The 21,996-nt window shown below is 45.9% G+C and carries 19 protein-coding genes and 1 pseudogene; 9 read left to right on the top strand and 11 right to left on the bottom strand.

The window, feature by feature from the left end:
- Positions 1-3: 3 nt before the first annotated feature.
- Entirely contained in the window at positions 4-522 is a 519-nt protein-coding gene (rppH, locus tag RH89_RS00740; RefSeq protein WP_004397908.1) for an RNA pyrophosphohydrolase, read from the bottom strand.
- A gap of 630 nt (positions 523-1,152) precedes the next feature.
- On the opposite strand from rppH, the gene mutH reads away from it, so the two are divergent.
- Entirely contained in the window at positions 1,153-1,821 is a 669-nt protein-coding gene (gene mutH, locus RH89_RS00735; protein ID WP_004397904.1) for a DNA mismatch repair endonuclease MutH, read from the top strand.
- Between the two features lie 39 nt (positions 1,822-1,860).
- Here mutH and RH89_RS00730 read toward each other — a convergent pair whose 3' ends face one another.
- Entirely contained in the window at positions 1,861-2,166 is a 306-nt protein-coding gene (locus RH89_RS00730) for a DUF6482 family protein (protein WP_004397903.1), read from the bottom strand.
- Positions 2,167-2,324: 158 nt separating this feature from the next.
- Between RH89_RS00730 and RH89_RS00725 the strand changes: the two genes are divergently transcribed.
- Positions 2,325-3,359, top strand: coding sequence for an NADP(H)-dependent aldo-keto reductase (locus tag RH89_RS00725; protein ID WP_004397901.1), 1,035 nt, complete (start codon positions 2,325-2,327; stop codon positions 3,357-3,359).
- A gap of 58 nt (positions 3,360-3,417) precedes the next feature.
- Here the strand turns inward: RH89_RS00725 and RH89_RS00720 are convergent, their stop codons facing one another.
- The 7 genes from RH89_RS00720 to xerD form a co-directional block, all read right to left on the bottom strand.
- Entirely contained in the window at positions 3,418-3,669 is a 252-nt protein-coding gene (locus RH89_RS00720) for a hypothetical protein (protein WP_004397899.1), read from the bottom strand.
- Positions 3,670-4,171: 502 nt separating this feature from the next.
- Positions 4,172-5,509 (bottom strand): cyclic-di-GMP-binding transcriptional regulator VpsR, encoded by a 1,338-nt coding sequence (vpsR, locus tag RH89_RS00715; RefSeq protein ID WP_004397895.1) that lies wholly within the window; start codon positions 5,507-5,509, stop codon positions 4,172-4,174.
- Positions 5,510-5,818: 309 nt separating this feature from the next.
- Complete coding sequence (gene lysS, locus RH89_RS00710) at positions 5,819-7,351, bottom strand: lysine--tRNA ligase (protein ID WP_004397888.1); 1,533 nt, start codon at positions 7,349-7,351, stop codon at positions 5,819-5,821.
- Positions 7,352-7,384: 33 nt separating this feature from the next.
- Positions 7,385-8,483, bottom strand: a protein-coding gene (gene prfB / locus RH89_RS00705) for a peptide chain release factor 2 (protein WP_139063201.1) whose coding sequence is annotated in 2 segments (ribosomal slippage) — positions 7,385-8,407 and positions 8,409-8,483 — 1,098 coding nt in all. Because the reading frame shifts where the segments join, the coding sequence is not laid out codon by codon here.
- A gap of 161 nt (positions 8,484-8,644) precedes the next feature.
- Complete coding sequence (recJ, locus tag RH89_RS00700; protein ID WP_004397886.1) at positions 8,645-10,384, bottom strand: single-stranded-DNA-specific exonuclease RecJ; 1,740 nt, start codon at positions 10,382-10,384, stop codon at positions 8,645-8,647.
- Between the two features lie 46 nt (positions 10,385-10,430).
- Positions 10,431-11,156: a bifunctional protein-disulfide isomerase/oxidoreductase DsbC gene (gene dsbC, locus RH89_RS00695; protein WP_004397884.1), complete on the bottom strand. Its 726-nt coding sequence runs from the start codon at positions 11,154-11,156 to the stop codon at positions 10,431-10,433.
- Between the two features lie 28 nt (positions 11,157-11,184).
- A complete protein-coding gene (gene xerD / locus RH89_RS00690; protein WP_004397882.1) occupies positions 11,185-12,093 on the bottom strand; it encodes a site-specific tyrosine recombinase XerD in 909 nt (302 codons plus the stop codon).
- Positions 12,094-12,315: 222 nt separating this feature from the next.
- Here xerD and fldB point away from each other — a divergent pair, with 222 nt between their 5' ends.
- Positions 12,316-12,834 (top strand): flavodoxin FldB, encoded by a 519-nt coding sequence (gene fldB, locus RH89_RS00685; RefSeq protein WP_004397879.1) that lies wholly within the window; start codon positions 12,316-12,318, stop codon positions 12,832-12,834.
- A 73-nt stretch (positions 12,835-12,907) separates the two neighbouring features.
- Here the strand turns inward: fldB and brnQ are convergent, their stop codons facing one another.
- On the bottom strand, positions 12,908-14,218 hold the full coding sequence (brnQ, locus tag RH89_RS00680) for a branched-chain amino acid transport system II carrier protein (RefSeq protein ID WP_004397877.1): 1,311 nt from the start codon (positions 14,216-14,218) through the stop codon (positions 12,908-12,910).
- Between the two features lie 254 nt (positions 14,219-14,472).
- Here brnQ and RH89_RS00675 point away from each other — a divergent pair, with 254 nt between their 5' ends.
- Together RH89_RS00675 and srmB are read left to right on the top strand one after the other, a co-directional pair.
- Positions 14,473-15,186 carry a tRNA1(Val) (adenine(37)-N6)-methyltransferase gene (locus tag RH89_RS00675; RefSeq protein WP_004397872.1) on the top strand — a complete coding sequence of 238 codons (714 nt, stop codon included), beginning with the start codon at positions 14,473-14,475 and terminating at the stop codon, positions 15,184-15,186.
- A 90-nt stretch (positions 15,187-15,276) separates the two neighbouring features.
- Complete coding sequence (srmB, locus tag RH89_RS00670) at positions 15,277-16,506, top strand: ATP-dependent RNA helicase SrmB (protein ID WP_004397868.1); 1,230 nt, start codon at positions 15,277-15,279, stop codon at positions 16,504-16,506.
- 62 nt (positions 16,507-16,568) lie between these two features.
- On the opposite strand, the pseudogene RH89_RS00665 reads toward srmB, so the two are convergent.
- Positions 16,569-17,431, bottom strand: a pseudogene (locus RH89_RS00665) (MurR/RpiR family transcriptional regulator).
- Positions 17,432-17,982: 551 nt separating this feature from the next.
- Between RH89_RS00665 and RH89_RS00660 the strand changes: the two are divergent.
- The 4 genes from RH89_RS00660 (at position 17,983) to RH89_RS00645 (ending at position 21,956) form a co-directional block, all read left to right on the top strand.
- The gene (locus RH89_RS00660; RefSeq protein WP_004397865.1) at positions 17,983-18,507 is read left to right on the top strand and encodes a TRAP transporter small permease; all 525 of its coding nucleotides are present in this window, start codon (positions 17,983-17,985) and stop codon (positions 18,505-18,507) included.
- Positions 18,501-19,778 carry a TRAP transporter large permease gene (locus RH89_RS00655; protein ID WP_004397864.1) on the top strand — a complete coding sequence of 426 codons (1,278 nt, stop codon included), beginning with the start codon at positions 18,501-18,503 and terminating at the stop codon, positions 19,776-19,778. The genes RH89_RS00660 and RH89_RS00655 overlap by 7 nt, the downstream gene beginning before the upstream one ends.
- A gap of 22 nt (positions 19,779-19,800) precedes the next feature.
- Positions 19,801-20,853: a TRAP transporter substrate-binding protein gene (locus RH89_RS00650; protein WP_004397863.1), complete on the top strand. Its 1,053-nt coding sequence runs from the start codon at positions 19,801-19,803 to the stop codon at positions 20,851-20,853.
- 170 nt (positions 20,854-21,023) lie between these two features.
- A complete protein-coding gene (locus tag RH89_RS00645) occupies positions 21,024-21,956 on the top strand; it encodes an early set domain-containing protein (protein ID WP_004397862.1) in 933 nt (310 codons plus the stop codon).
- Positions 21,957-21,996: the final 40 nt, after the last annotated feature.

Genomic DNA, 21,996 nt, shown 5'->3' with positions numbered 1-21,996 from the left:
AATCTATCCTCTTCGATTCTTTCGCTTACCTTTTACTTTCCGCTCTCTAAACGGCATCGCCAACGTGGCAAACTCTTTCATCGCTCGTCGATAAACGTCACGTTTAAACGAAACAACCTGTCTTACGGGGTACCAATAACTTACCCATCTCCAACCATCAAATTCAGGGGTATTGCCACGTTGCATATTGATTTTAGACTCATCGCAGTCTAAACGCAGCAGGAACCATTTCTGTTTTTGTCCGATACAAACTGGTTTTGAATCCCATCGTACCAGCCGTTTGGGTAGCTTATAGCGTAACCAATGACGACTGGTCGCGACGACTTTTACGTCTTTTTGAGTCAAACCTACTTCTTCATACAGCTCACGAAACATTGCCTCTTCGGGTGTTTCGCCATCATCGATTCCCCCTTGAGGAAATTGCCATGAATGCTGCCCGTATCGTTTTGCCCAGAATACCTGACCATGGTTGTTACAAATTACAATTCCCACATTTAAGCGGTAACCATCGCCATCGATCACTGGCTAACCTCTAATATAAATCTCTGTTAAGTGTGATTTTTCCACATATCCCCAACTTGGGCAAACTTACATGTCGCATAATGCGTTTTTTTCTGTGCGACAACGCCAGCACTGGATAACTTTTCATCAAAACCTAAGTTATCAACACAATAATGAGACCAGCGCCACATTTATTCACCTTTTCTGTGAATAAGTGTGTGAAGAAACCGAACACAATGGGAAAAACCTGATCTACTTACTGCGTACCACTACAAGAATCGAGTATTCAGATCAAAATAAAATAAAATAAAAACAAAAAGTTAAATAAAATACACACCTAATATTATCTTTAATGATTAACGAAAATGTTATTCAAATACAGATCGGTTAAAGATCAACCATACAAGCCTTTATCCACATCAAGCGGTCAAAAACTGACTAAATGTAGCCAGAACGTAACAAATACGTTCTACAAAACCCCTGAATATAGATCCAGTTGTTTTAGCTTTGGCGAGTTTTCTATTTTTTCTGTGGATAAGTTATTAAAAGATCCTTGGAATCCGAAGTGCTTTTTAAATGATCAACCCATTCACTCAGGATTATCTTCTGACAGATGTGATAACATGCGTTTTTTAACTGAATAACCCCTCCATGAAACCGACTCCAACATCAGAACAAGAGCTCTATGAAAGAGCGTTATCCATAGCCGGCTATACACTTTCTGAGCTAGCGGAAGAAGCCAATATGGATGTTCCTGAAAACTTAAGGCGCGACAAAGGTTGGGTTGGTCAGTTACTGGAATGGCATTTAGGCGCAAGTGCCGGTAGCAAGCCACAACAGGATTTTGTTGATCTTGGTATTGAGCTCAAAAGTATCCCAATTAGCCATAAAGGTACTCCTCTTGAAACCACTTTTGTTTCTGTCGCTCCACTTATCGGTGTGCAGGGGCTAACATGGGAACATAGCCATATCAGACAAAAGCTTTCTCGTGTTCTCTGGATCCCTGTCGAAGGAGAGAGAGAATTGCCAGTCGGCGACAGACATGTCGGTTGCCCGGTTTTGTGGTCACCCACTGAAGAAGAAGAGAAGATCTTAAGGCACGACTGGGAAGAACTCATGGAGTTTATTGTGCTTGGAAAAGTTGAACAAATCACCGCCCGCCACGGTCAGGCGTTGCAACTTCGCCCCAAAGCAGCCAATAGCCGTGCTTTAACTGAAGCCTACGGCAGCGATGGCACGCCTATCATGACGCTCCCTCGAGGTTTTTATCTCAAGAAAAATTTCACCCAAAAGATCCTCGAACAATTTTTTGATCAATAACATCCGTCGCCATTGTCTCGCCGACATCTTCAGAAACACCTAATGGATAGACAGCTCGATATCATGATATGGAGCAGCACCAGTCTCACCACATTCATCGTAAACGTTGTGTAATCTTAGATAGGCAGTATGAACACCCATTTTATGTAATGCAGCTTTCACCAGCTCCAGTGAATCAAAGTGCAAGGGTTCATTTTTACCTTTAATGGGTTCAAGCTTGTGTTTGTATTCCACAGCAAGCAAATAACTGGATAGGTTTGCACAACTGATGACGAATATTTTGGGCTCTTTACCTTGTTCAATATGCTTTGCGTGCACCCAGTGATTCAGTTGTTCTCTTTGCATTTTCCCTTCCTTGGCTGGCATTCGAGCCATGCATTTTTGTTATGGGGTTTGTAAAGCATAGTCAACAACTGAGTTATTGTTAAATAAGTCATTATTAGTTTTTACTTGACCGCTGCCATAACAATCAGTTTATAGTGGAAGAAAAACGAGGAATGTTTATGCAATTAAGGAAGTTACCGCATTCAACTCTTGAAATCAGTCCGTTGTGTTTAGGAACCATGACCTTTGGTGAACAGAACACCGAGGCTGAAGCTTTCTCTCAACTTGATTACGCCTTGGAAAGAGGCATCAACTTTATTGATACCGCAGAAATGTACCCAGTTCCTCCCAAAGAAGAGACGCAAGGAAGAACAGAAGAATACATTGGGAACTGGCTTGAAAAATCCGGTAAACGCGAAAAAATAGTGCTCGCGACAAAGGTAGCAGGACCGCGCGGCATTCCTTACATCAGGGACAATATGGCGTTAGACTGGCGTAACATTCACCAAGCCGTCGATGACAGTTTGCGCCGACTAAAAACAGACTACATCGATCTCTATCAAATCCACTGGCCAGAGCGCCAGACCAACTGCTTCGGTCAACTCAATTACCCTTATCCGGAAGAGCAACACGATACACCGATACTGGAAACTCTCGAAGCGCTTGCAGACATTGTTAAGCAAGGGAAAGTTCGCTATATCGGGCTTTCGAATGAGACGCCCTGGGGAGTCATGAGTTATCTAAGGCTAGCCGAAAAGCATGGATTACCAAGAGCGGTTTCTATACAGAATCCTTACAACCTGTTGAATCGAACTTTCGAAGTTGGGCTGTCTGAAATTGCTCACCACGAAGGCGTCGAGTTACTGGCGTATTCACCTCTTGCATTCGGTGTGTTAAGTGGAAAGTACCTAAATGATGCCCGTCCAGATGGAGCACGTTGTACTCTGTTTGAACGCTTCGTTCGATACTTTACCCCCAATGGCATCAAAGCAACGGAAGCTTATGTCAATCTTGCCCGAGAACATGGGCTAGATCCGGCTCAGATGGCATTAGCGTTTGTAAATCAGCGTCCATTTGTTGCTTCCAACATCATTGGAGCAACGACTATGGATCAGTTGAAGAGTAACATTGACAGCTTGGACGTGAATTTGTCAGAAGAGTTGCTGAACTCTCTACAAGAGATTGGAGTGCAATACTCCAACCCTTGTCCCTGATTGACAGGAAATTTTTTGATTGGAGGGGCTAAGCAGACTACCTGCTTAGCCCCTTTTACTACGTTGGAATTCGCGTTCGTATTAGTCGGCGAAGATGACGAACACGACGTTCTGCTGTAGCTGAAGGTTGCTCATTCGCACCCACTAGACGACCGTCTGGGTCAAGACCAATATCTTGCAACAGGTGGGCGTTGTGCCATGGAATGTTTTGCTGTGCTCTCGCAACACGACGTTTCCAGGCTCGCTCTTCGCGTTTGATATCGGCTTTAACTAATAAAGTGGCTAGTTGAATGTAAATTGAGTGACGCATAACTTTTCTCCAGATTGTAAAACAGGCTGGATAAAGCGATCGGAAGAACAGGATTCAATAAAAGAGACTTTCCCAGTCAGACCGCTTACCCGCAGCCTGAAAGGTTACGGATTAATTAACTATCAGATGTAGGCAGTTCACTACCACGAACGTTGGTGGTATTGCCCATATCGGTGGCGACACAAATTTGCTGTGCTTTGAAAATGATTAGCATTTTGTGCCTCCCTGAGTTACTTAATCCAAAATAGAAGTGATTTGGTGTGACTTGCTGTCACGGTTAAATTCTAACCCCGAAAGGATATTATTCAAGCAGTTATTTGCTTTATTTATAAATAAAGCAAATACATCTGTATGCAACTGGATCGAAGCTTATTCGCTGGAATAATATTTAAAGTTTCAGTTATAAAATAGAATATATGTTCATAAGAAAACGCAAATACGATAAAAAAACGCTCGCAGTTTATGCGAGCGTTTGCTTTTTGTTTTGTATCTGAATCAGGATTTATGCTCTGGTTTCAGAAATCAGATTGTGCTTGTTCAGCAAGCGATACATTGTCGCTCGTGATACACCCAATTCTTTTGCGGCTGGCGTCACCTGACCATCATGTGATTCCAGTACCAATACTAAAGCATCCCTCTCCGATCGCTCTCGTATGCTACGCAAACTTCTTTGGTTGTCAGCACGTTTTGGTAAATCGAGTTGTGACTCTTCAATAACCACTGAATCTGACATCAGTACAACGCGCTTAATCTGATTCATTAACTCACGAACATTTCCTGGCCAATGGTGCTGAGTTAATGCTCTCAGAGCCTGATCAGAGAAGCTACGCGCCTGAGCGTTGTATTCACGGGAATACACGTTCAGGTAGTGATTCGCCAGTACAGCGATATCACCAGAGCGCTCTTTCAGACTAGGAACGTTAATTCTCAGTACATTGAGTCGGTGGTAAAGTTCTTCGTTAAAGTCATCATCGAGAAGGGCTTTTTCCATGTCGGAATGGTTTGCAACCAGAATCCTGACATCAACCTCTTTCGCCCCTTCTTTTGTTTCGACTTTTCCTTCCTGTAAGTAGAATAACAAATGCTGTTGTTGAGATAGCGGCATGTTCAAAATATCGTTGAACAGAATTGTGCCTCCATCAGCTTGCTCTAGCAGTGAGGACTCTCCCCAGTCGTCGCCTCTGCCAATGCCGAAAATATCCATTTCCATTCGCTGCTCAGATATCGCACCGCAATTCACACTGAAAAACGGACCTTTTGAGCGGGCCGATGTCGTGTGGATTGCCTGAGCAACTTTTTCTTTCCCTGATCCTGATTCCCCAAATATCAAAATACTGACATCGGTAGGTCCAATTCTTCTTACCTGATCTCGCAGACGCTTTATAGGCATTGACTCCCCAATCATGCCCATATCACTAGTCTGACCATAACTCGGCCAAACTTTTTTCTCCAGTTTCAGCATTCCAAGTTGGTGGCCAATTGTATTGAGTAATTGTGCGTCTGGTATGGGCGCAGTAAAAAAATCAATACAAAAGTTTACTATGAACTGACATATGGTATCGGAACTCAGTTGAGACTCCCGAATAAATGCCAGCCAACGAACCTGCTTGTGGCTGCTGACCAAATTAGCCAATCCATTGAGACTGAACTCATCTTGGCTTAAATCAACAATCCCAATGCAAGGACCAATCTCTGAGAACAATGTTTGTGCTTCACGAAGGTCATCACATCGCTGGCAACGCCAACCTACCTGCTCTAACACTGCAAGCCAAGGTTCGTATGTGCCTCCAACAACAACAAGTGAACCCGGTACAGAATCCATTCGGAATTGAGTACCCATTAATACTTCCTTAATCAATCTATATTGTTGTTACGATCTTCATCGTGGTTTTAAGGTGCTTGACGATTTAAATATGAATTAATCTTGCGACAATAAAACGTCTCATAGTTAAGACATAGTATAGATTGTTAAACAGTCAAGCATGAACAGACTAACCAATAACTGTTGTCAATAGTGAGACACATAAAGATAAAGTGAAAAGATCGCTCGTTTTGCAGAGCAAAATCACATATTTATAAAATTTCAGCACTCAAATTAAGATCAAAAAAAGCCACCCGAAGGTGGCTTTAATTTTGAGACACAAAATTTTTACTGCTGTGGTCGCATTGCTGGGAATAGAATTACATCACGAATGGTATGCGTGTTTGTGAATAACATTGCCAATCGGTCTATACCAATTCCCTGTCCTGCTGTTGGTGGCAGACCATGCTCAAGTGCTGTGATGTAGTCTTCGTCGTAGTACATCGCTTCATCATCACCCGCATCTTTTGCTTCAACCTGAGCTTTAAAACGAGCGTCCTGATCTTCAGCATCGTTAAGCTCAGAGAAACCATTTGCGACTTCACGACCACCGATAAAGAACTCAAAACGGTCAGTGAAGAACGGGTTGCCGTCGCTACGGCGAGCCAATGGAGAAATGTCTGCTGGGTAGCCAGTGATGAAGGTTGGCTGAATCAGCTTAGGCTCGGCTGTCTCACCGAAAATCTCTTCAAGCAGTTGACCACACGTCCAGAACTCTTCCACTTCTACGTGAACAGATTTCGCAATTGACACCATTAAGTCACGGTCTTGCAGATCCGCTTCTGTCAGTTTCTGAATAGCGTCGTGCTCTGGGTTGTAGTGTTTGATGGCTTCAAACATGCTCATGCGAGCGTATTTACCACCGAATTCAACCGTTTCATCACCGTAAGGCATAGACGTTGAACCAAGAACATCCAGCGCTACCGTACTTAGCATCTCTTCAGTCAGGTCCATTAGGTCCTTGTAGTCTGAGTACGCTTGGTAGAATTCCATCATAGTGAATTCTGGGTTGTGACGAGGAGACAAACCTTCGTTACGGAAGTTGCGGTTGATTTCGAATACACGGTCAAAGCCACCCACAACCAAACGCTTAAGGTAAAGCTCCGGCGCAACACGCAGGTACATATCAATGTCCAGCGCATTGTGGTGAGTGATGAACGGGCGAGCCGTTGCACCGCCAGGAATCACGTGCATCATTGGAGTTTCAACTTCCAGATAGCCTTTGCCACTCATGAAGTTACGGATAGAAGACACGAGCTTAGAACGGATGATGAACGCCTGACGAGAATCTTCGTTCACAATCAGGTCAACATAGCGTTGACGGTAACGCATTTCCTGATCCGTCAAGCCGTGGAACTTCTCTGGAAGTGGACGCAGTGCTTTGGTCAGCAACTCGTACTCTTCCATGTTCACGTAAAGGTCACCTTTACCAGACTTGTGAAGCGCACCTTTCACACCGATGATGTCACCGATGTCTAACCCTTGGTATTTCGCTTTCAGTTCTTTCTGAACATCTTTCGCCGCATAAGCCTGGATACGACCAGAAGTTTCCTGAATCACAAGGAAAGGACCACGCTTCGCCATGATACGACCCGCGATCGCCACTACGTGGTTCAGCTCTTCCAGTTCTTCTTTACTCTTTTCACCGAACTCTTTCTGAAGGTCGCCAGCCAAGCTGTCACGACGGAAGTCGTTAGGGTGACCGTTAGCGTTGCAAGTCTTGCGAATTTCATCCAATTTCGCGCGACGCTCGGCAATCAGCTTATTCTCTTCTTGTGAATGGGCTTCTAGTTGCGTTTCATTTTGAACAGCATCAGTCATTTTCGATGTATCCTGTCGATTGTCGGTGAAAGCTTACAGACCTGATTTCAGGCTGGCTTCGATAAATTTGTCCAGATCGCCGTCAAGAACCGCTTGCGTGTTGCGGTTTTCAACGCCGGTACGTAAATCTTTGATTCGGGAGTCATCCAGTACATAAGAACGGATTTGGCTACCCCAGCCGATGTCAGACTTGGCGTCTTCATTGGCTTGCTTCTCTGCGTTCTGCTTTTGAAGCTCAAGTTCGAATAGCTTCGCTCGAAGCTGCTTCATTGCCTGATCTTTGTTTTTGTGCTGAGAACGGTCGTTCTGACACTGCACCACAGTATTGGTTGGAAGGTGGGTAATACGTACCGCAGATTCCGTGGTGTTAACGTGCTGACCACCAGCTCCCGACGCACGGTATACGTCGATGCGAAGATCGGCAGGGTTAATGTCGATAGCAATGTTTTCGTCAATCTCTGGGTAAACAAACGCAGACGCAAATGAAGTATGGCGACGGCCGCCTGAATCGAATGGCGATTTACGAACCAAACGGTGAACGCCCGTCTCAGTGCGAAGCCAGCCGTAAGCGTACTCACCTGAAATACGAACCGTTGCCGATTTCAGACCCGCTACTTCACCTTCAGATACTTCAATCACTTCCGCTTTGAAGCCTTTGGCCTCAGCCCAACGCAAGTACATGCGAAGCATCATGTTGGTCCAGTCTTGAGCTTCTGTACCACCTGAACCCGCTTGCAAGTCGATGTAGCTATCAGAGGAGTCGTGATCGCCAGCAAACATACGACGGAATTCAAGCTTCTCTAGCTTTTGTTCAAGTTCAGCCAATTCTGGCTCAATCTCGTCGAAGGTTTCCTGATCTTCTTCTTCAACCGCCAGTTCCAGAAGACCATCAACGTCTTCCACACCCTGGTCTAGCAAGTCGATGGTTTCTACCACCGCTTCCAGTGATGCACGTTCTTTACCTAAGGCTTGTGCTCGCTCAGGTTCGTTCCATACATCTGGTTGTTCAAGTTCTGCGTTTACTTCTTCTAGACGCTCTTTCTTGGCGTCATAGTCAAAGATACCCCCTCAGGACATTCGTGCGCTCAGTCACGTCCTGCAGGCGGTTTTTAATTGGATTGATTTCAAACATGTTTGCTCAACATTTTAGCGTAGAATTTAACCGAGGAATTCTACTTAAAAATGTGACAGAGATACAGGAAAAATTTGCGCAATTTGAGCTGAGAAATTGCAGATGCCCGCTGCTCTCAATCAACAGCGGGACAGGGTTGAAAGGCAATACTGGATACGAGGTTACTTGGCCTCGATATGATCGATCATCAACTGAAGTGACTGATTGCCACGAAACTCGTTTACATCCAGTTTGTAGGCTAAGTGTACGGTTTTCACCGACGCGTCTGGCCAGCGACGTAAATCGATATTGAACGCAATGCCATCAATCATGATATTGGTCGGGTGACCCTTATGCAGCGGTTCTAGCATCAATTTCAAGTGCTTCTCACCCACCAATTTTTGGTGCAGGACTTTGAACTCGCCATCAAAAATGGGCTCTGGGAATGCTTGTCCCCATGGTCCGGCTCCACGTAAAGTTTCAGCTACGTGCATGGAAAACTCTTCGGGTAGCAACTCGCCGTCAGACATCACCACTCCTTTGAGTGAGGCTTCATCAAGATCTTGCCTGACCGCTTCATCGAACAGCTTGCTGAATTTTTCAAAATCGACTTCATCGATGGTCAATCCTGCCGCCATAGCATGACCACCGAATTTAGCGATCAACCCAGGATTTTGCGTGTCGATTCTGTCCAATGTGTCTCGCATATGCAGACCGGGAATAGAGCGGCAGGACCCTTTGATTGTGCCTTCTCCGCCGTCGGCAAAGGCGATTACCGGGCGATGAAACTTCTCTTTAATGCGCGAGGCTAAGATACCGATAACACCCTGATGCCAGTCTCGCTGGAACAAGGCTAAGCCATAAGGCAGCTCCGCATTTTCACCAAATTGCAGACGTTCACAAAACGCCATGGCCTCTTGCTTCATGCCTTCTTCGATTTCTTTACGAGTTTGGTTGAGCCCATCCAACTCACTCGCCATGCGGCGCGCAGCGTGGATATTGTTGCTCATCAGAAGCTCAACCCCAAAAGACATGTCATCCAAACGCCCCGCTGCATTAATGCGTGGACCTAAAGCAAATCCGAAATCGGATGCCACCAGTCTGCGGGCATCTCGTTTGGACACTTCGATAAGCGCCTGAATTCCTGGGCGAGCTTTACCAGCACGAATACGTTGTAACCCTTGATGCACCAGAATTCGATTATTCTCATCCAGAGGCACGACATCGGCGACGGTTCCAAGTGCGACTAAGTCGATAAGCTCCATCAGTTTGGGTTCTTGCATCCCTTGTGAGGCAAACCAATTGAGCTTTCGCATGTGAACGCAAAGCGCCATCATCATGTAGAACGCAACGCCAACGCCAGCCAAAGATTTTGATGGAAACTGACAAGACTCGAGGTTGGGGTTCACAATCGCATCGGCAATGGGAAGCTCATTTCCCGGTAAGTGATGATCGGTGACGATAACCGTTAATCCCTTCTGCTTTGCGTAACGCACGCCATCAATCGACGATACACCATTGTCGACCGTCATGATGACTTCAACACCCAGTTCCAGAGCCTGATCGACCACCTCCGGGCTTAAGCCGTAGCCATCTTCAAAACGATTTGGCACCAGATAGTCCACGTTGGGACAACCTAGCATCCGAAGCGCAAGCACTGACAACGCAGAACTGGTTGCGCCATCGGCATCAAAATCCCCTACGACGATGATGCGTTTTTGCTTCTGAATCGATTCAAACAAAATCTCTACGGCTTGCTGTATTCCACCCAGTAGTTGGTATGAGTGAAGCGCTTTCGCGGCTTTCTCTAACTGGTTAATACTTTGAACACCGCGTGCGGCGTAGATGCGTTGCAATAAAGGGGGAATGGAATCAGGTAAGGAGTGAGGCGCGTCTTGCGGACGTCTTTGAATTTCAATCATAAGAATGGCGTTTGCCTGAGGTTTCCCTCAGGCATCCGTTGGTCAATTAGTTAAGTCTTTCTAGCTGAGCAGTCAAATCATCCGGAGACAGATAACCGCCAATCACATTACCGTTACCAGTTACGATAGCTGGTGTACCACGTACACCCAACTTAGAACCAAGATCACGATGTGCAGCGATGGTGTTCTGACATTGTAACAGCTCACTGGTTTCTTGCGAGAAAGTACGCTCAAGCTTTACTTCGTCCATTGCGGCTTTCTGATCATTCGCACACCAGATTTGTGACATTTGATGCCCTACCTGACTTTGTGCACCGGCACGTGGGTAGGCAAGGTAGCGAACGGTAATACCATTTTTGTTGTAGTCTTCCATCTGACGGTGCAGTTTCAGACAGTAACCGCAATCTACGTCGGTAAATACAGTCACGACGTGCTTCTCTTCTTTGGCTTTGTATTCAATCCAGCTTGAAGAGAAGTCTTTGATTTTTTCTGCGTAACGCTTGGCGATCACGTCTGTGAAATTACCTTTGTCGTCCAGGGCATAGATTTTACCCTGAATGAAGTAGTCCCCTTTTTCTGTAGAAAGGAACAACCCTTGATTGGTTTCTACTTCGTAAAGACCCGCAATGTCACTGTCATCTACGGATGTCACCATCAGACCAAGCTTGCTGAAACGCTCTGTGATGGATTTTGTGTCTGCGTCTGCTGCGAATAGAGAAAATGAAGCCAGCGCGCCCGCTGCTACAACACCAAGTTTGCGCATGAAATGCATGTTTTCACCTTAAAAGTTAATGTACGAACTACGCCCTTGGATGGTGCTGTTCGTGAATCTGTTTGAGTCGCTCTGTTGCGACGTGAGTATAAATTTGCGTAGTCGATAAGTCACTATGACCCAATAACATTTGCACCACTCTCAAATCTGCACCGTAATTCAACAGGTGCGTTGCAAATGCATGTCGGAGCACGTGAGGCGACAACGCATCCGTGTCGATTTCTGCCAGCGTGGCGTAAAATTTAATTCGATGCCAGAACGTCTGGCGCGTCATTTGTCTTGCCCGCTTGCTTGGGAACACCACATCCGATGACGTTTCCCCCAAAATGCTTGGACGACCATGTTCTAGGAAGGTTTCGATCCAATCAACGGCATTTTCTCCCATTGGGACCAACCGCTCTTTTCCGCCTTTACCTGTTACACGAACAACGCCCTGCCGCAGGCTAATATTTTCCATCGTCAGGCTAACCAGTTCAGTGACCCGAAGCCCTGTTGCGTATAGGAGTTCAAGCATGGCTTTGTCGCGAAGCTCTATCGGGTCATTAGGATCTGGCGTGTTGAGTAAATCTTCAACCTGCTGTTCACTCAAATCCTTGGGCAGCCGCTTGGGCAGTTTTGGGCTCACAAGCAGAGCACTTGGATCGTCTGCTCTTACCTTTTCACGGTGAAGATACTGAAACAGACGGCGAATCGCAGAAAGCATTCTCGCTCGTGACGTCTGTTTATAGCCTTGATCCATCAGCCAGCCTTGATAGTCCTGCAACCCAGAGACGCTGATGAAATCGAGCCGGAAGTTCTCTTTCAACATCCAGCTCAGCAACTTGGATAAATCGTTACGGTATGAAGCGAGCGTATTCTCAGACAATCCACGCTCCATCCACATGGCATCAAGAAACTGCTCCATTAAGTAGGTATCTGGATGACTTGTTTCCGTCATTCTTATCTCTCTTTTTATCGGTAACACTCATGAGAGTATGTGAGGCATGAAAATAATACTATTAAAATTCACCTACAATCGTATAAACCCTGCAAATTTGAGCATGTTATGAGCATCCCCTCCAAATAGTTACGACCGAAAATCCATCTTGTCGCTGAGCCTAGCATCTGAAGGTTATTTGGGTATAGAATCTGCCATCTCTTCGACAAACAATGACAGATCATGAAAATCGGACTTTTTTACGGCTCAACAACCTGCTACACAGAAATGGCAGCGGAAAAAATTCGCGCCTTCATCGGCGAAGATTTAGTGGATATATTTAATGTAAAAGAAACACCACTATCATTGATGAACAACTATGATCTGTTATTGCTAGGGATTTCTACGTGGGATTTCGGTGAAATTCAAGAAGACTGGAGTGCAATATGGGAGCACATCGGTGGCGTGTCGCTAAACGGCAAACACGTCGCATTGTTCGGCTTAGGCGATCAAGAAGGCTATGGCGAGTGGTTTCTCGATGCGATGGGGCTTCTTCATGATGAACTGATCCCAACAGGCGTAAAATTCATTGGCTACTGGCCAAATGAAGGCTATGAATTCGAGGCATCTAAAGCCCTTACGGAAGACAAATCACAGTTTGTTGGTCTAGCTCTTGATGAGGATTCCCAGTACGAGTTCAGTAATGAGCGCATCGAAAAGTGGTGTGAGCAAATCCTGGTGGAATACCACGACTCGCTGTAACTCTATACATTTATAAAAAAGAAAGGGGCTGATGATTATCAGCCCCTTTCTTGTTTTGATTACTAAGTTGCGATTATGCCGCTTCTTCCGACAACTCTTTACGAGGTGCGCCAATGAAGAACATGCAGATGATCGCCGCCATAGTTGGCATCAGCCAAGCCATGCCCACTTCAAACAGTGGAAGCATATTGAATGCGTTGACATTGATACCCGAAACCTTCGCAGCATCCAGAAGAGCAAACACAAATGCCACCAATACTACTACGCGGTATGCTACGCGCGGATTTGGCAAGCGATCTCGTACAAACACCAGTGCAACCAAAGCAATGGCTACTGGGTAAAGGGCAAACAGAACAGGAACAGACAGTGAAATTAACTGGCTCAGACCAACATTTGCCACCACTGCACACGCGACTCCAATAACCACAACCCAGGTTTTGTAGTTGATTTTGGTGATAGAGCTGAAGTAATCAGAACAAGCTGAGATCAGACCAATAGCTGTTGTCAGACACGCCAACAGAACAATCACAGACAGAACCGTCTGACCCGACGCACCGAACAGAGCCTGTACGTATAGGCTTAGGATCACACCACCGTTATCTGCACCAGCAGCCACAGTGCCACTTGTAGAACCCAAGTAGAAAAGAGACACATAAACAAATGCCAGACCCGCTGCTGCGATCACCGCTGCGCTGATCAGGTATTTAGTTGTCGGTTTGGACTCGGTAATGCCTTTGCTACGCAGTGCATCCACGATCAGAATACCGAACATCAGCGCGCCGAAGGTATCCATGGTGTTATAACCTTCAAGGAAACCTTTGATCAGTGGTTGAGTCACATACTCGCCCTGCGCTTCTGTTGGAACGCCTTGTGGGTTTAGAAATACAGACACAGCTAACGTAATCAAACCGATGAACAGCACTGGCGTCAGCACTTTACCAATGGTGTCGATCAACTTGCCCTGAGACCAGGCAAAAAACATCGCAATGGTAAAGAATGCAATGGAGAATATAGTCAGGTGCATTTGCTCTGCGTTAGCAATGAACGGCTTCACTGCCATCTCGTACGCAACCAAACCTGTACGTGGGGCAGCAAATGCAGGACCAATAATAATGAAGATCAGTACGACAATAAGTGTCGCTACCTGTTTAGGAAGGTGCTTAGAAAGATGTTCCCAAGATCCACCCGCTACTGCAATAGCAATAATGGTGATCAAAGGCAGACCTACCGCAGTAAACAGAAAACCGGACATGGCAGGAAACAAATTTTCACCTGCTAATTGACCCGCAAGAGGAGGGAAAATAATATTGCCCGCTCCTAAAAAGAATGCAAAGAGCATAAAGCCCAGAGCAACGACATCAGTTGTTTTTAGTTTTTGATTCACTTAAAACCCTTATAAAAATCTTGTGTTTGCAAATATTCTGAAATTTTATTCTAGAATTAAGGGGCGAATAATGAACAAAAGCGATAACAGAAACAAGAGAATGACAAAAAACACAATAAAAATTCAATCAGAACACCATTTAGCAGATAGAATCACTGGCTATATGTGATATTTCAGCTCATATAACTAATCAAAATCTTTATCTTTAAAATAACAAGAATTTAATATATTTAACCACCCGACCAAACCAGCATATGAAGAACAGAACCAAAGACTTTCAATTCAAACAGTTTAAGATTCGCGGTGGTCGTAGTGGAATGCCAGTCAGTACTGATGGCGTATTACTGGGTGCCTGGGCTTCAATCCCACCTGCTGGTCAACTGCTGGATATTGGTACGGGGACTGGTTTACTGTCTTTAATGTGCGCTCAGAGATCCGATGACAACCTCGTGATTACTTCAGTTGAGCTAGAGCAAGATGCCTTTGAAGCTGCAAGCTTAAATTTTGCAGACAGCCCCTGGAGCCAAAAGATACGTCCTGTTTGTGGCGATATATTAAACCTGTCATTCGATACCCAATTCGACGCCATTATCTGCAATCCGCCTTACTTCAACAGCGGAGAACAAGCTTTAGACACTCGTCGTGCCGACGCCCGCCACACCAATACGCTAACTCACAGCGCTTTAATGAAAACCTGCTGGGCACACCTTACTGATACAGGATCAGCAAGCTTTGTGCTGCCTGTGGTTGAAGGGGAACAATGCATCGAGATCGCACAGGCGCAAGGCTGGTACTTATCTCAGTGTTGTCGTGTTCAGACAACCGCTCGAAAACTGGCAACCCGACTGCTTTTTGCCCTGACCAAACAGCCGTGTGAAACGCAAGAGTCCTCTTTAGTGATCAACCAGGGTAATGGCTACAGTTCAGAATTCATTGCTCTTACCCAAGGCTTTTACTTAAAGATGTAAAGATCCTGCTGGAAAATGCGTTTTATCTGATGGGTTATGGGTATATAATTCGCGCCCAATTAATCATTCACACGCTTGTGGAGACCCACTGTGATCAGAACTTTTGCTGAACTCGAACTCGATCCAAATCTGTTGGAAGCCATTGAAGAGATGGGATACGAACGCCCAACTCAAATTCAGGCTGAAGCAATTCCGCAAGCACTGGATGGTCGCGATGTCCTCGCCTCAGCCCCTACCGGAACTGGTAAAACCGCCGCTTTCGTCATTCCTGCACTACAATATCTGCAAGATTTTCCACGCCGTAAAGCGGGACCTGCACGTATTCTGATCCTGACACCAACTCGTGAACTGGCGATGCAGGTTACGGATCAAGCCAGAGCTCTGGCGAAGTACACAAACCTGAAGATCTTCACCATTACCGGAGGAGTTCAGTATCAGGAGCACGCGGATATTCTATCCACCACGCAAGATATCGTGGTCGCGACACCGGGTCGTTTGATGGAATACATTGAAGCGGAGCGTTTTGACTGCCGCGCTATTGAATGGCTGGTACTGGATGAAGCGGATCGCATGCTGGATATGGGATTTGGCCCGACCGTTGACCGCTTATCAGCAGAGTGTCGCTGGCGTAAACAGTCTATGTTGTTCTCAGCAACGCTTGAAGGTCGTGGTGTGGAAGGCTTCACAGCGGATCTTTTGAAAAACCCAGCCGAGCTGGATGCAGAACCTTCTCGCCGCGAACGCAAAAAAATCACTCAGTGGTATCACCGCGCCGACTCCATGGAGCATAAATATCAGCTTCTTAAGCATGTGGTAACCGAACAGGCGGAACGTTCCATTGTATTCTTAAAGACACGCGATCGCCTGGCGGACCTGCGTTCTAAATTAGAGAGTGACCAGATTACCTGTGCGTGGATTCAGGGTGAGATGCCGCAAGATCGCCGTAACAACGCCATTCGCCGTTTCCGAGAAGGTGAAGTGAACGTTCTGCTGGCAACCGATGTGGCCGCACGTGGTATCGATTTGCCAGACGTATCTCATGTCATCAACTTCGACATGCCTCGAACCGCCGATGTTTACCTGCACCGAATTGGTCGAACCGCTCGTGCTGGTAAAAAAGGAAATGCGTTGTCTATCGTTGAGGCGCACGACCAGCCGATGCTGGATCGCGTCGCTCGTTACACCAAAGAAGACATCAAAGAGCGCTTCATTGAAGGCATGAGACCGCAACACAAAAAGCCAGTGTTCAAGAAAAAGAACAAGAAGAAAGAAGCGAAGAAAGCCGACAAGAAAAAAAGCGCTAAGAAAAAGAAGAAGTAATCTTTTCTTTAATATTAAATATAAAAGGCAGCGATTTCGCTGCCTTTGCTTTATCTGTAGACCTAGTCACCAAGAGGCTGCCTGTCTCCACCACCACGGTGTGAATCAAGCGCCACTTTCAGTCGGCGTAACCGATCACGAGATCGTCGTTTATGGCTAACAGCCAGTTCCATTGAAATCACATCCACCAGCGCCAGCATTGCGTATCGTGACGCTGAAGGTTTATAGATAAAATCCGTTTCCTGAATGACAATGGGCAACGTCAAATCGCACACTTCTGAAAGCGGGCTGCCCTGACTGGTAATGGCGATCACTTTCAGACCATACTGCTTTGCTGTTTCTGCGACTTCAAGAATCGTTGGTGTATATCCGGTGACCGACATCACCACCAGTACATCATTGCTGTCTGCGGTTGCCGCAACCATGCGTGAAAGCAAGCCGTCATTATAAGCGGCAACCGGATAGCCTAAACGGAATAAGCGATGCTGAAATTCCTGCGATATCATAGTGGACCCCCCCCCCATTCCAACCGCCAGAGTCTGGCGAGCATTGTGGATCCATTCCGCAGCCTGTTTCACGTCAGCTTCATCAATGACTTTTCGGTTGAGATCCATAGAATGCTTGATGGATTCGTAAATCCCCTGCATCCCGGTTTGATCTATTGGTTCATCAATGAAACGCTGCCCCACCGCCAGCGACTGTGCCAGTTTGATCTTGAGATCACGAACATTGATACACCCGACGGCTTTTGCAAAACGGGTGATGGTCGCCTCACTGACACTCGCCTGTTGCGCCATCTCGGTAATACTGGCGTTAGCAGCAGATGCCAGATCATCAGCAATGAAATTCGCCACTTTTTTTCTGCTTCGCGGAGGCTGGTATATCGCTCACTGATTTTGGAAAGAATATCGATATCGACAGACACGGATTGCTCTCAGTATGAAGTTTTTATTTGGTTAGATACTTTCTAACATAATTACCACACTATCTATACCCCTAACCTCTCAAGTCGGTAGATTGCGATACAAAATACGCTTATCCCCAAGGCTTAGTATCCGTTCAAGGCAACGACTAACCTCATTACAAAATATCAATTTTATCTTTATTAATTAAATAATTAGATAAAATAATTCAAAGAACGACACCTACTTCATCTGGTCTCTAATCGTGATCCATTTCAAATAACAACACAAAATGTGTGTGTTGTTACTTTTTTGCAACAAGAGGAAAAAACGAACAAATTACGACCACAAAACAATCAATTAGATCGTGATAGTTTTTGTTTTATCAAAACAATACAGACTGACAACATTTTATTTTTCAATCAGTTACAAAGAAACTACATTCAATGTTAGAAACTAACATATTTGTGATCGTTTTATCAGTTATAAACAATCATAGTGACTAAATTATCTTCCAAGCAAAGCACAACTCTATCAATAAAATCATTGCTGACTGGAAGGAGCCACCGTCGCCATGTCGTTTTCTGTCGTACCTCATATAAAACAATCTCTCAATCGAGTTAACCAGTTTATTGTCGGGATCTTGATGATTATGCTGATTCTGGACGTGTGGATCGGTGTTCTAGATCGCTATGTATTTCAGTGGCAACTGGTGTGGGTTGAAGAACTCGCCCGCTATATCATGATCTGGGCGATCTTAATGGCCGTTCCCTGCTGCACCGCTGGACGAGAGCATATGGGGCTGGAGTTTGTTGTTCGACGATTTCCCCAGCCTATACAGACTCTGATAAAGCGAACACTCGGCTTACTCACCTGCCTGTTCTTTTTCTATATTGCCTACCTTGGGTACTTCTTCGCCATGAAAGGTGCAAATCAGCTTTCAACGGTTTTCGCTCTGCCTATGTCCTATGCCTATGCAGCCGTTCCGGTGACTTTTGCGCTTTCGGGTTTTCAGGCTTTATTGGTCTGGATTGAGGATTGCGCCGGGCTCACTCCCCCAGCCAATAAAATAGCTTCACAGGAGGAGACGCCATGCTAGTCGGTGGTCTATTCCTGATATTGATGCTGCTAGGTGCTCCTATTGCCATAGCGCTCGGTGTTGCTGGGCTAACAGGTATGTTCGAAATGGGGGGAGCACACTTTGCGTCTCTGGCTCCGAGTAAAGTTTTCAACGGCTTAAACATTTTCCCATTCCTTGCGATGCCATTTTTCATTCTCGCGGGTGAAATCATGAACCATACGGGCATCACTAATCGCTTGGTTTATCTCGCGGAAGCGTTGGTGGGGCATTTTCGAGGAGGCTTGGCGCACTCCAATATGGTGGCATCCGTTTTCTTTTCAGGGATTACAGGCAGCGCGACAGCTGACGCCGCAGCATTTGGAAGAACACTGGTTCCTGCCATGGAAAAACAAGGCTACAGCCGTTCGTACGCCTGTGCCGTGACCGCCGCTGGCTCCATCATTGGTCCCACTATTCCACCTTCAGGGTTGATGGTGGTCTACGGTTCCTTAATGGGTGTATCCATTGGTGGTCTGTTTGCGACAGGCATACTACCCGGACTACTGGTGTGTCTTGTCTGTATGGCGATTATCGCCGCCATGGGCAAGCGTAAAAACCTGCCAAAGATGAGCGAGAAGTCTTCACTGACCGAAGTGTTAAAGCATTTCCGACATTCTGCACTGGCTCTGTTGATGCCTCTTATTATTTTGGGTGGCATTGTGTTTGGTATTGTAACCCCAACGGAAGCCGCATCCATTGCCGTAGCATACGCACTGATCATCGGATTTCTTATCTATCGCAACCTCACCTTTCCGGCCCTGTTTCAGATGGTGGTGCGCACGGCTCAGATTTCCGCGGTAATTTATCTGATAATCGGGTCTGCATCGATTCTGGGTTGGTGGCTCAGCTTCAACCAGATTCCACAAATGATCGCCGATATCTTTATCTCGCTATCCGATAACCCAAATGTGATTCTGTTTTTGATCATCAGTTTGCTTCTGGTGGTCGGCATGCTCATGGACATCAACGTCATGTTGATCATTCTTGCCCCCATCCTTGTGCCACTGACGGCAGAAATCGGTATGCATCCTCTGCATGCAGGCATTGTGTTTGTGCTGGCACTCAATATTTCTCTGATGACGCCACCAATAGGCGCTTGCCTGTTCGTCTTGTCTTCGGTCACGGGCGCTCGGATAGAAGGTATATCCAAGGAGCTGATGCCCTTTTTATTCGGACAGCTGCTTTTGCTGTTCACTATCGCGTACTTCCCCGACTTAGTCCTGTTCATACCAAGACTGCTTGGGTACTAACCAAAACATTAAAGGAGTAATGATGAAGCATTTAACCAAATCGCTGCTGGCGGTAACCCTTGCCACCTCCCTACTGGCTGCCCCCTATTCTATGGCAGCGAAAGTACTGCGCATTGGTCATGACAACAAAGCCGATATTATGGAAAATCCGGCGCACGCCTTTACTGGTGTGTTTAAAAACATTGTTGAGACCACTTCTAATGGCGAAATCAAAGTGCAGGTCTTTCCGAGTAACCAACTTGGTAGTGCCAAAGAGCATATTCAGATGGTTAAGGATGGTCAGCTACAGGGCACTTTGTCTTCCGTTGGGGCGTTGGCCGGTTATTACCCTCGTATTGGTATCTTAGACGTACCATTTGCGTTCAATAACAATGCCGCGACTTACGATGTACTGGACGGGGCATTTGGTAAGGCATTAGCCAGTGATATTGAATCTGAAATGAAAGACGTCCGCGTGCTGGGTTTCCCTGATACAGGAGGCTTCTTCTCGGTGACTAACTCAAAACGTGCGCTGGAATCTCTGGACGACTTCAAAGGGCTGCGCATCCGTACCATGACGTTGCCAACACACCAGAAGATCATTCAGTCTCTGGGGGCTCAAGCTTACCCGCTGGCTTGGGGCGAAGTGTATTCTTCCTTGCAAACAGGCGTAATTGACGGGCAAATGAACCCAATTCCAACCGTTTCATTTGCCAAGTTCAACGAAGTGCAGAAGTACCTGACTCTGACCAATCACCTGTTTGCCCCGTATACCTTTATGATCAACCGTGATTTCTTTGATGGTTTGTCAGCCAACGAGCAAAAAATTGTCCGTGATGCGGTGCAAATTGCTCTGAGTGCCAACCGTGGTTTATCTCGCCTGATTGAAGCGTCTGAAGACCGTGGATTGGAAGGGTTGAAGAAGAAAATGAAAGTGAACTCATTGACCGATGCACAACGCCAACAAATGCGCGACGTAACTCAGCCAACGATCAAAGCTTACATCAAAGAAACACACGGTAAAAAAGGGGAAGAACTGCTGAACCTGTTCTTAAGCGAAGTCGATAAAGCAAATCAGTCTTCCTACCTACAGTAAAACCACACCTCCTTTCACTATAGGGCTGCGATAATGCAGCTCTATATGCATTCAATTTAATATTGATCGCATTTCTGATCCCCGCTTCCAATAAAAGGCTGTCAAGTTGACCTTACCTCCTCAGAATACTTTCATTTGTTCAAAAGCAGTTGGAGGTAATTTTGAAAACAATGAAAGCCCTGTTGGTTGCAGCTCTGGTTAGCGTCAGCTTTTCCAGCCTCGCCACTCCTGAATTAACGTTTCTCAACGCCAAACAGTCCGCCAAAGAACTTGGAAAAAATGACGCCTTTATGCGTCGTCTGAGTCAGTTCGATATGGAAGCGCGAATGAAAACGGAAGATCACGTTATCAAGCCGGAATTTCGCCGTTTTGTTCGTTCCAACACGTTGGACTGGACCGCGGAGGACAAAACCAAAGTCACTCAAGTGTATGAGAACTTGCAAAAAGAGTTAGCAAAGTATCCGCTCGACCTGCCTAAGGAAATCAAAATGATTCTGACGACGGGTAAGGAAGAAGGTACTGCCGCTTACACGCGAGGCAAAGCCATCATACTTCAAAGAGACAAGCTGGAACTGGGTATCGAGCTAAAGCGAATTATGGCGCATGAAATTTTCCATATTTACTCTCGCCTGAACCCAGTTAAGAAAGATGAACTGTATAACAGCATTGGCTTCCAACATGTGGGGGAAATTGAATTCCCAGATGATCTGGAAGACAGAAAAATCACCAACCCTGATGCGCCAGTCAACGACTACGCCATTAAAGTTGGCTTGAACAACGAGCAGGTCTGGGCAATGCCTATCCTGTACTCAGTATCTGAGAAGTACGATCTGAAAAAAGGTGGTGAATTCTTTAACTACCTGCAATTCAAATTCTTAGTTGTCGCAGACCAACATGGCGAGTGGACCTACGATGATGACGAGCCTGTTATCGTCGGTCGTGCCGAACTAACCGGTTTCTTTGAGCAAGTGGGTACTAACACCAACTACATTATTCACCCGGAAGAAATTCTGGCAGACAACTTCGCACTATTGATGCTGCGTTCGCCAGTGGTGAATTCGCCAGAAGTCATTGAGCGTATGAAAGCGATTCTTAGCCAGTAAATACTGTTACCGAAAAGTGATATAAGAAAAGCCGCCTGAT

It is taken from the genome of Vibrio nigripulchritudo ATCC 27043 (assembly GCF_000222685.1).
In the GTDB taxonomy this organism is placed as follows: domain Bacteria; phylum Pseudomonadota; class Gammaproteobacteria; order Enterobacterales; family Vibrionaceae; genus Vibrio; species Vibrio nigripulchritudo.
This window is presented reverse-complemented; position numbering and strand designations above follow the sequence as displayed.

Coding starts and splice junctions, on each gene's coding strand:
- RH89_RS00655 (WP_004397864.1), top strand. CDS start 18,501: ATGCTAGTCGGTGGTCTATTCCTGATATTGATGCTGCTAGGTGCTCCT.
- mutH (WP_004397904.1), top strand. CDS start 1,153: ATGAAACCGACTCCAACATCAGAACAAGAGCTCTATGAAAGAGCGTTA.
- RH89_RS00675 (WP_004397872.1), top strand. CDS start 14,473: ATGAAGAACAGAACCAAAGACTTTCAATTCAAACAGTTTAAGATTCGC.
- RH89_RS00660 (WP_004397865.1), top strand. CDS start 17,983: ATGTCGTTTTCTGTCGTACCTCATATAAAACAATCTCTCAATCGAGTT.
- recJ (WP_004397886.1), bottom strand. CDS start 10,384: ATGATTGAAATTCAAAGACGTCCGCAAGACGCGCCTCACTCCTTACCT.
- vpsR (WP_004397895.1), bottom strand. CDS start 5,509: ATGGGTACTCAATTCCGAATGGATTCTGTACCGGGTTCACTTGTTGTT.
- RH89_RS00725 (WP_004397901.1), top strand. CDS start 2,325: ATGCAATTAAGGAAGTTACCGCATTCAACTCTTGAAATCAGTCCGTTG.
- fldB (WP_004397879.1), top strand. CDS start 12,316: ATGAAAATCGGACTTTTTTACGGCTCAACAACCTGCTACACAGAAATG.
- RH89_RS00730 (WP_004397903.1), bottom strand. CDS start 2,166: ATGCAAAGAGAACAACTGAATCACTGGGTGCACGCAAAGCATATTGAA.
- RH89_RS00720 (WP_004397899.1), bottom strand. CDS start 3,669: ATGCGTCACTCAATTTACATTCAACTAGCCACTTTATTAGTTAAAGCC.
- RH89_RS00650 (WP_004397863.1), top strand. CDS start 19,801: ATGAAGCATTTAACCAAATCGCTGCTGGCGGTAACCCTTGCCACCTCC.
- xerD (WP_004397882.1), bottom strand. CDS start 12,093: ATGACGGAAACAAGTCATCCAGATACCTACTTAATGGAGCAGTTTCTT.
- lysS (WP_004397888.1), bottom strand. CDS start 7,351: ATGACTGATGCTGTTCAAAATGAAACGCAACTAGAAGCCCATTCACAA.
- dsbC (WP_004397884.1), bottom strand. CDS start 11,156: ATGCATTTCATGCGCAAACTTGGTGTTGTAGCAGCGGGCGCGCTGGCT.
- RH89_RS00645 (WP_004397862.1), top strand. CDS start 21,024: ATGAAAGCCCTGTTGGTTGCAGCTCTGGTTAGCGTCAGCTTTTCCAGC.